The sequence below is a fragment of the Polaribacter sp. IC066 genome (assembly GCF_007997085.1).
In the GTDB taxonomy this organism is placed as follows: Bacteria; Bacteroidota; Bacteroidia; order Flavobacteriales; family Flavobacteriaceae; genus Polaribacter.
The window spans coordinates 86094-97749 of the sequence record NZ_VORR01000011.1 but is presented as its reverse complement, the minus strand read 5'-3'; the positions used below and the strand labels follow the sequence as shown (position 1 = coordinate 97749).

The following is an 11656-nucleotide window of genomic DNA, read 5'->3' as shown; positions in this document are numbered from 1 at the left end:
TTTGCTAACACCGTGTATAGAAAATTGCTAAATTAGTGCTTTACCAAAGGCAGTTGCATTTTTGCGTACTTCAAATTTTCCGTTGGAAAATCCTCGCACACAAAAACGCAACTTTCCATAACACAAATACGTTGCCCACAGTACAAAAAAATCGTCATTTAAATTAAATTTTGTAATTTTTAGTTGAATTTAGTAAACTAATTAGTTAACTTTGCAGTGTGATAAGAAAAGTAATTGGATACAAAGATTATTTCGCGAAATTTTATAAAGCTCAAGACGAAAAAGTTCGAGCAAAAATAGGATATGTTTTAGATTTGGTTCGATTTGAAAGACAAGTCCCTAAAAAATTCTTTAAATATCTCGAAAATACAGACGGAATTTATGAAGTGCGTGTGATTACGACCTTTAAAAGCATAAGAATTTTGTGCTTTTTTGATGATGGAAATTTAGTTGTTCTTGCAAATTGTTTTGTAAAGAAAGCTCAAAAAACGCCGAAAAAGGAAATCAAACTTGCGGAAAAATTAAAAAAGGAATACTTACAAGATAAAAATAACTAATATGAAAAACGTAACTGATTTTGAGGACATACTAATTGGAACATACGGAAATAAAGGAACTGAAAAGCGCGATAAATATGACGCGGATTCTCTTGCTTTTCGATTAGGAATTATGCTAAAAGAAGCTCGTAAAGAAGCTAACTTAACACAAGAGGAACTTGCTGAAAGAACTGGAACAAAAAAAAGCTACATTTCAAGAATTGAACGTGGTTTAAGTGATATTCAGATTTCTACTTATTACAAACTAATTGAATTAGGACTTGGCAGACAGTTGAATATTGAAATAGCATAATAAAAAAAGTACTGTGGGCAACACCGTGTAAAATTAATTGCTGGTTTTAGCCAATTTACGAAAGTCCTTTGGGACTTTCTAGTCAGTTATTATTTATTAACTTTATTGCTTAACCACAGCAACTAATCTTGTACAAACACGTTAGCAAAAACTAGCACAAAGTATAATTTAACACCAAAAGTTATTTAAAAAAACATTTAGATTTAAAAGTTTGAAAACCGAAAAACGGAAAAAATATTTAGAATTCTGAAAATATGGAACACTCTTTAGCTATTCAATTTTTTGGAATTTAACTTTTTAGCTGGATTACAAAAAGGTGGGATTTATAAAGTTGGCGGAATTGAGCAAAAAGTGGAATTTCTACTCTCACGAAAAAATATGAATTTACAATAAGACGGAATTGCCATGCCGGGGAAAAAGTTGCAAATTTTTGTGGAAATTCACCTTTTTATACAGTACAGAAAACAGTTTGAAAAATATAAAAAGTGAAATCAAATTTAACAAAAAAGAAAAATAATATTGCGAAATAATAAAAATGGAAAATTAAACACGCATTTGCTAACACCGTGCATAATTTATTGCTTTATCCGTTTTTCTTGCGAAAAACCTCGCGCACTTGAAAGTCTGTGATTTTTAATTAATTTTTCGTTAAATTTACGCAATAAACCATACACAACAACGTTGGCAACTATAAAAATGGCGAAACTCAAGTTGAACATTAAATTTGCTAAATTGACTTTTTTGGTGTAAATTAGCACCAAAATAAAATATTATGGGAAGGCAAAGTATTTCGTTCACTCAACCAAATGATGAATGGCTAAAAAATCAAGTTGATAAGAAAGAATATTCTACTAAAAGTGAACTTGTAAACGATTTAATTAGACAAGCAAGAAAACAACAAAGACAAATTGACTGGATTAGTGCTAAATTGGAGAAAGCTGAAAATAGCGGATTTACAGATTTGAGCAAAGAACAAATATTAGCGGAATCAAAGTCGTTGATTTAATGGCTAATTATAAAATAAGTAATTTAGCGAAGGAAGACTTAATAAGAATCCACAAATACGGGGTTGAAAAATTCGGAATGATTCAGGCTGATAAATATTTCGATTCTTTCTTTGAAAACTTTGAAATTATAGCGAAAAATCCATTTTATTTTGAATCGGTTGACTATATAAAAAAAGGATATCGACGTTGCGTTTCTGATTCAGAAAGTATTTATTACAAAGTAAATAATAATATTGTGGAAATTATGGCGATAATTGGAAGACAGGATTTGAAAAATATTCTCTGATTTAAAAATTATAGTTGCCAACACCGTACAAAATTAATTGCTGGCTTTTAGCTTATTTACGAAAGTCCAAACGGACTTTCTTGGTTCGTGTTTTATTTACTAAATTCACTGCTTAAAACACGCAACTTTCAACACACAACAACGTTGTACATCATTAAAACACAAATTATGAAATCAATCCTAAGCAGTTTTATAATTGCACTACTAATAATTTCGTGTGCATCGCCAAAAAAAAATAGTGATTTAGTGGTTATAAATCAACCAGCCGAGTTTGAAGCTCAAGAAGCAATTTGGTTGATATGGCCATCCACCAATCACAAAGAAAGTGAATCTGTAGAAAATGTTACACTTTCAATTATTGAAGCTTTAATTAACGATACAGACATCGTAGTAACCTGTAAAAACAAAGAACTTCTTAATAAAGCGAGTGAAACTTTAAAAAACCGTTTTGGAGCACAGAAACGATTGAAGCTATTGGAAATACCATCTTTTGAAATCTGGACAAGAGATATGGGACCCATATTTGTAGAAACTAATCAAAAAACAGTTGCTATTGCAGACTTCAATTTTAATTCTTGGGGATATGCGGACACATTGGACGTTGACACCAAAACGGAAGAAATGTATGATGTTCGGGTTGCTAAACATTTTAAATTACCTGTTATTTCGAGTTCAATGATTAGTGAAGGTGGAAATAGAGAAGTCAATGGAAAAGGCACTTTGATTACTACAGAAGCTGTCGAAAAAGGCAGAAATCCAAATATGAGCAAATTGCAAATGGAGGCCGAATATAAACGGTTGCTGGGAACAAAAAAAGTAATCTGGTTAAACCAAGGTTTGGTTGAAGATGACCATACCTTCCTCGGCCCAATTTCTACAAAAGACGGAACAAAAGCTTATACAGTTGTTACTACAAATGGTCACGTAGATGAATTTGTTCGTTTTGTAAATGATTCCACAATCCTTTTGGCAAAAATAGACAGCACGGAATTGAATGACCCAATCGCTTTTGAAAACAACAAACGAATTGAGGAGAATTATGAAATATTATCCAAAGCAACTGACCAAGATGGAAAACCATTTACTATCATTAGAATGCCACTTCCTGGGACAATTTACGATACAATGAGTCCTGGTGATTATGTATATGAATATATTAAAACCCTTGATTATGAAGATGGAAGTACTTTCCCTAATGGGGATAGTGTAAAAGTTATAGCCGCGTTAAGCTATCTCAACTTCATTATTACCAATAAAGTAATTATTGGTCAGACCTGTTGGAGAGAAGGAATGCCCCTAGAGTTAAAATCAAAAGATGAAAAGGCTGCCCAAATATTACAATTTGTTTTCCCTAACCGAAAAGTAATTATGATTGATGCCCTTGCCGTTAATTTAGGAGGTGGCGGAATTCATTGTATTAGTATGCAACAACCGGCGTTATCAAATAATTAGGTGAAATTTGAAACGGAATAAACGATGTACAACAATGTATATAAAAAATAGGCGAAATGGTACTGAATTCAAAGTTTGCGGCTCGCACCAAAGTACGTGCTTAAACGAAAGTTCCGTACTTTGAAATCGCCTACTTTTCATATACTAAACGTTTAATGCAAAACGAAATTTAGAATTATAATGAAAATTTGGATAATATTAATTTTAAGTTTATCAATTTCTGTAATTTACGGGCAAAATAAACAACCGAAAAAATCAGGAATTGGATTTGCTGTTGCCGAAAATCCATATTTGTATGAAAATCTGTCACATCCGAAAGATATTTTCTCAAATAATAAATTGACAAACAAAATTCAGACAAACAAAATATTTCCTTATTTCTATAAACCAGATTATGGACTTTATCATTTTATATGTCTTGAGAAAAATAGCAAATATTATAAAATACTAATTAACAATTCGGAAATTGGATTTATACCGAATAATGAAAAGTATATTTTTAAAACTTGGGAAACAATTTTAATGTCTGCTTCAGTTGAACGAATTGACAAACAAAACTTAATACGGAATAGTCCAAAAGAAAAAGATGAAAAAATTATTATCAACAGCTGTAAATACGAATCTATGAAAGTTATAGATATAATTGAACAGAATGGAAAATTTTGGATTGAAATTTCTTTTGCAACTAATTGCGAAGCATACCCAGAAAATAATGCTGAACGAAAAACTGGATGGATTAAATGGAGAAATTCGGAAAAATTATTAGTTCGAATTCAATTACTATGTTAGAAAGCACTAAACACAACACGGTTAAAATTAATTGCTGGCTTCTCGCCTACTTACGAAAGTCCAAACGGACTTTCTTGGTTCGTATTTTATTTACTAACTTTATGCAGTAAATATCGCAACTTTACTTAAAGCAAAATGTTGTGCTTCATTATGAGAAACCGCTAACCAATGATAAAATTCTTCAGAAAAATACGCTACGACTTTATAGGGAAAAATAAAACTAGAAAATATTTTAAGTATGCCATTGGAGAAATTGTACTTGTTGTTATTGGAATTTTGATTGCTTAATCTATTAATAATTGGAATGAAGAAAGGAAAGGAAGAGAAAACGAAGTTGTCTATCTAAATAATATTAAAAGGGATTTGAAACTATCAATTACAGAAATTGATCAATTTGTTCATAGACGAAACGAACTAATTAATTCAGCAAACACAGTAATGGAGCATTTCAATGGCAAGCCAGTGAATAGCTGGAATTCATTCAACAAACACCTTGTAGACATCTACTCGTGGCAAAGTTTTTATTTAATTGACAACACTTACCAAGAGCTTAAAAATTCAGGGAATTTTGCAATTATCTCAAATGATTCGATAAAAAATGGTGTACTGAATTTAGATTTACTCTATAAAAAATTAAAAAATACTGAAAACCACTGGAGAAATGATGCTGAACAAACACTTCATCCAGGGAGTTATGAAAAACACGATATCAATTCTATGTCAAAAAACTATGTATTTCAACTGTCGGATGGAAAAATGGGAGTTCGTGGAAATTTAACAAAAGAATCCTTTGGAGGTATATTTAATGACCAAAAACAAAAGAATGGTTTTGCTTTTGCATCTCTTAACTTTGGAAGTATGAATGGAACTTTTCTTAAAATGAAAAAAAAATGTAAAGAACTTATTTCTCAAATTAACAATGAATTAAAAAAATGAGAACTGAATTAAAAATAACGAAATAACAATACCGTGTATAAAAAATCGCTAATTTAATGTTTAATCAAAGTCAATTGCATTTTTAGACACTTTAATTTTCCGTTGAAAAATCCTCACCCATAAAAACGCAACATTTAATACACAACAATGCTAGCAACAAGCAAAAAAAAATGACCATTACTGGTGATCCAGACACCAACATTAAAACCATCCTATTTACACTATTTCACAAATTTCAAGTATTTTACAATATAAGATATTATTTTGAAATTAATTCCATTTCTAATTCTTCTAAAGATTTTCCTTTGGTTTCTGGTAATATTTTTAAAAGCACAAAAAAGCCAACCAAAGAGATTGATCCAAATAAGAAGAAACTTAAGGCACTTCCTAAATTAGATAATTCCCACGGAAAAACTTGCTGTACAAACCAACTTACAAAAGAGTTCACAAACCCAATAGCACCAATAGCCAAACCTCTATATTTTATTGGATATAACTCCGAAAGCAACACCCACATTACAGGGCCTAATGAAAACGCAAAACACGCTATAAAACCTAAAATACCTGCTAATATTAAATTGGCGTTAATAGTGGTTGCTACCTCTAAAATAGCACCATCATTTTTATTATAAACTTTATTTCCTAAAGCAGCTTTTAGATCATTTTTAAAGGCTACATCACTGTCATATAATTTATCTGCAAAGGGCAATAACTTCTGGGATTCCGCAAATTCTAATTGATTAATTTTTTCTATTGATAATTGATAAGTTGCTTGATTAAAGCCATAAGCACACAATAATAAACTAATTGCAATACCAGCGGTACCATACAATAACAAAGGTCTCCTACCCATTTTATCAATTAAATAAATAGCCACAAAAGTAAAAACAACTGAAATTGTACTCAATAAAACGCCTGAAGAAAAAGCAGCGTCTGTACCAATACCCGTCTGCTCAAAAATAGAGGTTGCATAAAAATACACAGCGTTTATACCCGTAATTTGCTGCAATACCCCTATAACTAGCCCAATCACTAAAATAAAACGCAATGATGGCTTTAATAAATCTTTAACTTTTACGGTCGTTTTATTTTTATTCGCATCTATATTTCTTTCAATAGCAGCAATCTCTTCACCACCCCTTTTAGAATTATGAATCTGATTTAAAACTTGCTTCGCCTCTTCATAATTTTCTTTTAAATACAACCAACGCGGACTTTTAGGAATAAAAAACAAGAAAACAAAATAGCATAAAGCAGGAATTAACTCGACCCCTAACATCCATCTCCAAACGTTTTCATCTGTTAAAAACGTACTTTCTGATGTATTGTATTTGTTAAAAAAATAGTTACTTAAAAAAGCAGCAAAAAAACCAAAAACAATATTTAGCTGTTGCAAAGAAACTAGCTTACCTCTATTTTCTGCTGTAGAAATTTCTGCAATATAAATTGGCGCTATAATCAACGCTGCACCAAAAGCAACACCTCCAATAATTCTTGCGATATAAAGCATTTCATAAGAGCCTGCTATCGCAGATAAAACAGCAGAAATAGCGTATAAAAAAGCTACAAAAATGAGGGTTTTTTTTCTGCCCAAAATATCACTTAATCTTCCTGAAAATAACATTGCAAACATTGCTGCAAATGTAGGAGCACTTACCACCCAACCCGATTGAATATCATTTAAATCGAATTCAGGACTGGCATAAGACATTACACCAGATATAATACCCGCATCAAAACCAAAAAGGAATCCTCCGAGTGATACTACAAAAGCAATAAGGGTAAGTTTCTTCGTCATAAGTGATCAATTAATTGAATACTATTGTTTGTATTGAATGTGGTTTTGAATTTAATTTTGATGTTTTCGAATTCATAGTAATAGAATATTCTAAAGGTACATCACTACTATTCATGGTCATAATTATAATGCTATTGTCTAGATTTTTAAAAGCTGTAAAAATGATACTATTTGAACTTGTAGCACTACTAATTCTTTTTGCACCAAGTCTTGTAAATTCCGAAAAGTGGCCAATATAGTAAAATAAATTGGTAAAAGTAAATTCATCTGTAATTGTATTTCCGTGCACTGGTGCAAAGCATAGATTGCCAACATGATTTGGGCCACCTGTTTGATCTAATAAAATAGTCCAATCTGTCCAAGCCACGGTTCCGTTATTAAAATCATTAATCGTAGCGTTCCCATAACGTTCTTCTAATTTCGGATCTTCGTTTTCTAATCTTTCTAAATCGTATACTTCATTGCAACCTTCGGTAAAAATAAGCTTTTTTTGTATGGATACGCTTCATTGGACTACCTAGTAAATTTGTGACTATTTTATGAAGCTACTTTTTTAATAAATCCTCTCAATTTTATTTCCATTTATAGAGGTGAGAGATATCCTAAACTAGCATGTAATCTTACGTTATTATACCAAAGAATATAGCCTTGTATCGGGTCATATAATTGGTTATATGAGGTGAATTTAAATGGATATAGCCATTCGTATTTGATTGTTTTAAAAAAACTTTCAGCTACAGCATTCCTTTTTTATTAAAAGCTACGCTTTTGTTCTTAATATCAAATATTTTCTACTCATACTTTGGGCTATTTTAAGGTTAAAGTTACAGAGATTAGTCATTTTGTTTGATGCATATTGTACGCCTCTATCTGAATGAAAAATAAGTCTGTTACTAATGTTTCTTGTTTTTCGAACATCAATCCGAGCTTTCATTACCGTATTTTGTGTAGTCATATCCTCACTTAAATACAACACCCTCTATATCATTACTATATACGATGTTTAATAAATAATTCCAATCATCATTGACTCTAATATCAGTGATATCAGACACCCGTTTTTCTCCTTATTTAAGACTAGAAAAATCTCTACTTAACTCATTTTCAGTAACTAAATATTTATGATTAGAGTCAGTTGTAATTACAAATTTTCTTTTTAAAACACTTCTTAAACCCATTTCTTTTATCAGTAGTCCGATGTAAGAGCAGGAATAAATCAAGCCCTCTCGTTCTAGTTTTTTTGAATTCTATAACTACCATAAATTTCTCTACTTTGCTCAAAAATAACATTAATCCTTTCTTTTAGATGCGTTGTCCGTGTTTTTAAAAATATAATATCGTTGTTTTTAAACTAATGATAGCAAACGTTTTTACTAACTTTCATGGATTTACATATCTTTTCAACTGGATATATATTCACGTTTTCTAAAATGAATTGATATCTTATAAGTCGCTCTTGGATATTTGATATTAAGATGAGAAAACACCGTTTTCGGGTTGTTTGTTCCTCGCCTTTTTTAAGATGTCACGTTCCATCTTTACATTCTTTAACTCCTTCTTTAGTGCTTTAAGTTCTTGAGCTTCTGTAGATATTTCCTTCTTTTTGGAAAAATCTACAGATTTCAACTTGTGTTTGCGTTTCCAGCACCCAACAATGCTAATGCTTCAGCCATAATCCTCACTAACTTGTTTCGTTTTAATACCGGAATTTAATAGTTCGATTATCATAACTTTAAATTCATTGTCATACTTTTTTGCCATATGTCAACTATAAAATTAATAAGCTTATAAAAATCGTCACATCAAAGGTAGCCACTCCAGTAAAAAAATAGTGGAGTTTTATTGCGGATATTATGAAAGTAAATCAAGATAATTCCTCTGTTTCTAAAGTGCTCGAAAAAGTCTTTTATTTGCCCTAAATCTGATTATAACCTTACTACCTCTATTGTTTTAATTACTTAATTTTCGCTATTTCAGGACGGGACATAAGTTTAAAATAAAAACCATCCTCTTTTAGGACTTTTGTGAATTGATAATAACTTAAATTGCTAAATAAATATCCTGAAAGTATCAAGCTCATAATTCTTGTGTTCATTTTAAATTCAAACCTCAATGATAAAAAAGCACCAATCAAACTTATTGTTATTCATTTTTTTAGTTGCTACTATTTCTTTTAACGCACAAGCAACTTTAGAGAGCGAAGTTAAAATAACAGATTTTGGATTGCATTTTAATGGTGCTAAAGTAAATGCGACTGCTCTTGATAATGGCGATAGCGCGCCTTACAACTATTTTTTTGGGAGAAATATTTCTGCACATGGAGATTGTGTAAAAACCTATGGCAAATATGTATTTCTTACTTGGTATAAAGGAGATAAAACAGATCGTCATGTAATGTTAAGTCGTTTAAATAAAGAAACAGGTGTAATTGTAGATATTGAGTTTCCGCACAGACATACTGGTTATCAAAACAAATGGTGGATTGGCGAATCTCACAATACTATAGCCGTTGCAATAAGTCCTTTAGACGGCACTATTCATTTACTGTACGATATGCATGCTTATAGCAGAACGTTACCATCAGATGGAAGCTTAAGTGACGATTATTTTAGATATTCTTATTCTTTAAAAGACGTAGCCTCTTTGCCTGATAATGAATTTACATTAGATAAATTTGTAAAAAACACAACAGGTGGCTACAAGCATTTAAGCTTGAATGGTGGAGAAGATTACAGTAATTTTGCAGCGTTGACCTATCCGCAATTTTTTTTAAATGACAGCGGAGATTTATTTATGTACATGCGCGCAGGTGGCAATGATAATGGAGCTTATAAATTTTCTAAATACAATGCGAGTACTTCCTCTTGGTCTAACTTTACGCAATTTAATATCTTAAACGCCAAAAATAATGGCGGAGACGTTAATTGGGGATTGTATGGCAACATGAAATATGTAAATGGTAAAATTAGAGTTGGTTTTCAAAGAAGAGCTAATAAAGATGATAAATATTTATACCAGAATGGCGTTTATTATGCCTATTCAGATAACCAAGATGGTCTAGATCAGTGGAAAAATCATAAAGGAGAATCTTTTAATTTGCCTTTAGTTGATGCGGATATAACAAAAGTGATGGAGCCTGGAGATTATGTAGCAACGACACAAACAGATAAAATAAGTATCGTAAATGGTTTTGACTGGACAGTAACAGACCGAGGAGATGTGCACATGATAAGTAGAGTTAGAGATCTTCAATTTGGAGTAGTAAAATATCTACATACCTATAAACCAGCAGGAGCAGCGGATTTTATTACATCTGAAGATTTTACTGGAGCAGAATCAATTTACACCTCTGGTAATGATATTTATGTTGTTGGATTAGAAGGAGGTAGAGTATTTGTTGACAAAAGTGCAGGTGGGACAAATAATTTTACTAGAGTTTACCAGGCAACTACAGGAAAAACATTTGATCATGGTGTGGTTTATATTGCTGATGATAAAATCTATTACTACCTGATGGAAAATAAAACGGGTAGTGCACAACCACTATACCTTCAAATTATAGATTTAGGAATTGTTAAGGATGATTTTAGAATAACCCTGAACTCACCTTTAGATAATAATACCTACAAAACAGACGAAGAAATTCGATTATTTGCCAATGCTACAGACGAAAATGGAAGTATTACCAAAGTAGAATTTTTAATTGATAACGCTTTATTTGGTGAAGCAACAGCAGCACCTTATATCTTAAATTGGACGCCAGATACGGCTGGTACTTATACAGTTCAAGCAATTGCATACAATAATAATAACGAAACAGTAGCCTCAACAGCCGTTGCGGTAAATGTTGTTTTGACGGATTATACAGATTTAACGGGAGCTATTTATCGATTTAAAAATGCAGTTACTGGTAAATATCTTGACTCTGAAGGTGCAGACGTTATTGCTAGTGACTCTAGCGAAGGTATAGATAAGGAATGGGAAATTATAAAAGCTGGAGATTATTACAATATAGAAAGTAAAACCTCTAGAGGAATTTTAAGAGCTGCTGCAAGTCCAGAGGGAGAAATTATCAATACAATATTTACTGCACCAAGAGAAGATTCAGATAAACAATGGACCGTAATTTATGAATCTGATGGAACCTATCGTTTTAAAACAAAAACAGGTGATCGATTTTTAGTGCATCAAACAAATGATTTAATTGAATGGAGCACCACACAAGATGATAGAACTAAATGGATAGCGGAATCAACCACTACTTTAAGTACAGAAAATATAGTTATCAATCCAATTGGTATTAAAGTATATCCAAACCCAACTAAAGATAGTTTTACTATTGATATTAGTGAAATAGGGAAAGCAAACGTTACAATTTATAATCTTTTAGGTAAAACAATCTATAAAAAAACAACTGCTTCAAAAAGAATACAAATAGTTAATAACGGTAGTTTTAAAGCAGGAATATATATTATCAAGGTGATTGGGGAAAATCAAAAAAGCTACAATAGTAAATTGGTAATTAAGTAAATTTTTAGT

The 11656-nt window shown here is 31.4% G+C and carries 10 protein-coding genes and 1 pseudogene; 8 read left to right on the top strand and 3 right to left on the bottom strand.

Features of this window, described 5'->3' with window-relative positions:
* The first annotated feature begins 218 nt into the window (after positions 1-218).
* The 7 genes from ES044_RS05580 to ES044_RS05550 all read left to right on the top strand — a co-directional run bounded on the left by ES044_RS05580 (position 219) and on the right by ES044_RS05550 (position 5319).
* Positions 219-557, top strand: coding sequence for a type II toxin-antitoxin system RelE/ParE family toxin (locus ES044_RS05580; protein ID WP_147118355.1), 339 nt, complete (start codon positions 219-221; stop codon positions 555-557).
* 1 nt (position 558) lies between these two features.
* On the top strand, positions 559-849 hold the full coding sequence (locus ES044_RS05575) for a helix-turn-helix domain-containing protein (protein WP_147118354.1): 291 nt from the start codon (positions 559-561) through the stop codon (positions 847-849).
* 772 nt (positions 850-1621) lie between these two features.
* Entirely contained in the window at positions 1622-1855 is a 234-nt protein-coding gene (locus tag ES044_RS05570) for a type II toxin-antitoxin system ParD family antitoxin (RefSeq protein WP_147118353.1), read from the top strand.
* Entirely contained in the window at positions 1855-2142 is a 288-nt protein-coding gene (locus ES044_RS05565; protein ID WP_147118352.1) for a type II toxin-antitoxin system RelE/ParE family toxin, read from the top strand. The genes ES044_RS05570 and ES044_RS05565 overlap by 1 nt, the downstream gene beginning before the upstream one ends.
* A gap of 168 nt (positions 2143-2310) precedes the next feature.
* The gene (locus ES044_RS05560; RefSeq protein ID WP_147118351.1) at positions 2311-3594 is read left to right on the top strand and encodes an agmatine/peptidylarginine deiminase; all 1284 of its coding nucleotides are present in this window, start codon (positions 2311-2313) and stop codon (positions 3592-3594) included.
* Between the two features lie 180 nt (positions 3595-3774).
* Entirely contained in the window at positions 3775-4383 is a 609-nt protein-coding gene (locus ES044_RS05555; RefSeq protein ID WP_147118350.1) for a hypothetical protein, read from the top strand.
* Between the two features lie 291 nt (positions 4384-4674).
* Positions 4675-5319, top strand: coding sequence for a DUF6090 family protein (locus ES044_RS05550; RefSeq protein WP_223269125.1), 645 nt, complete (start codon positions 4675-4677; stop codon positions 5317-5319).
* Between the two features lie 259 nt (positions 5320-5578).
* Here ES044_RS05550 and ES044_RS05545 read toward each other — a convergent pair whose 3' ends face one another.
* The 3 genes and pseudogenes from ES044_RS05545 to ES044_RS05535 form a co-directional block, all read right to left on the bottom strand.
* Positions 5579-7117 (bottom strand): sugar porter family MFS transporter, encoded by a 1539-nt coding sequence (locus tag ES044_RS05545; RefSeq protein WP_147118348.1) that lies wholly within the window; start codon positions 7115-7117, stop codon positions 5579-5581.
* Positions 7118-7127: 10 nt separating this feature from the next.
* Positions 7128-7484 carry a glycoside hydrolase family 30 beta sandwich domain-containing protein gene (locus ES044_RS05540; protein ID WP_262712408.1) on the bottom strand — a complete coding sequence of 119 codons (357 nt, stop codon included), beginning with the start codon at positions 7482-7484 and terminating at the stop codon, positions 7128-7130.
* 215 nt (positions 7485-7699) lie between these two features.
* A pseudogene (locus tag ES044_RS05535) lies at positions 7700-8878 on the bottom strand (IS3 family transposase).
* A 351-nt stretch (positions 8879-9229) separates the two neighbouring features.
* Here ES044_RS05535 and ES044_RS05530 point away from each other — a divergent pair.
* Positions 9230-11647, top strand: a complete 2418-nt coding sequence (locus tag ES044_RS05530) for a BNR-4 repeat-containing protein (RefSeq protein WP_147118347.1) — start codon at positions 9230-9232, stop codon at positions 11645-11647.
* Positions 11648-11656 lie beyond the last annotated feature (9 nt).

What these genes read in the sequence shown, in the direction of transcription:
- ES044_RS05545 (WP_147118348.1), bottom strand. Translation starts at nt 7,117, where the DNA reads ATGACGAAGAAACTTACCCTTATTGCTTTTGTAGTATCACTCGGAGGA.
- ES044_RS05560 (WP_147118351.1), top strand. Translation starts at nt 2,311, where the DNA reads ATGAAATCAATCCTAAGCAGTTTTATAATTGCACTACTAATAATTTCG.
- ES044_RS05555 (WP_147118350.1), top strand. Translation starts at nt 3,775, where the DNA reads ATGAAAATTTGGATAATATTAATTTTAAGTTTATCAATTTCTGTAATT.
- ES044_RS05565 (WP_147118352.1), top strand. Translation starts at nt 1,855, where the DNA reads ATGGCTAATTATAAAATAAGTAATTTAGCGAAGGAAGACTTAATAAGA.
- ES044_RS05570 (WP_147118353.1), top strand. Translation starts at nt 1,622, where the DNA reads ATGGGAAGGCAAAGTATTTCGTTCACTCAACCAAATGATGAATGGCTA.
- ES044_RS05575 (WP_147118354.1), top strand. Translation starts at nt 559, where the DNA reads ATGAAAAACGTAACTGATTTTGAGGACATACTAATTGGAACATACGGA.
- ES044_RS05530 (WP_147118347.1), top strand. Translation starts at nt 9,230, where the DNA reads ATGATAAAAAAGCACCAATCAAACTTATTGTTATTCATTTTTTTAGTT.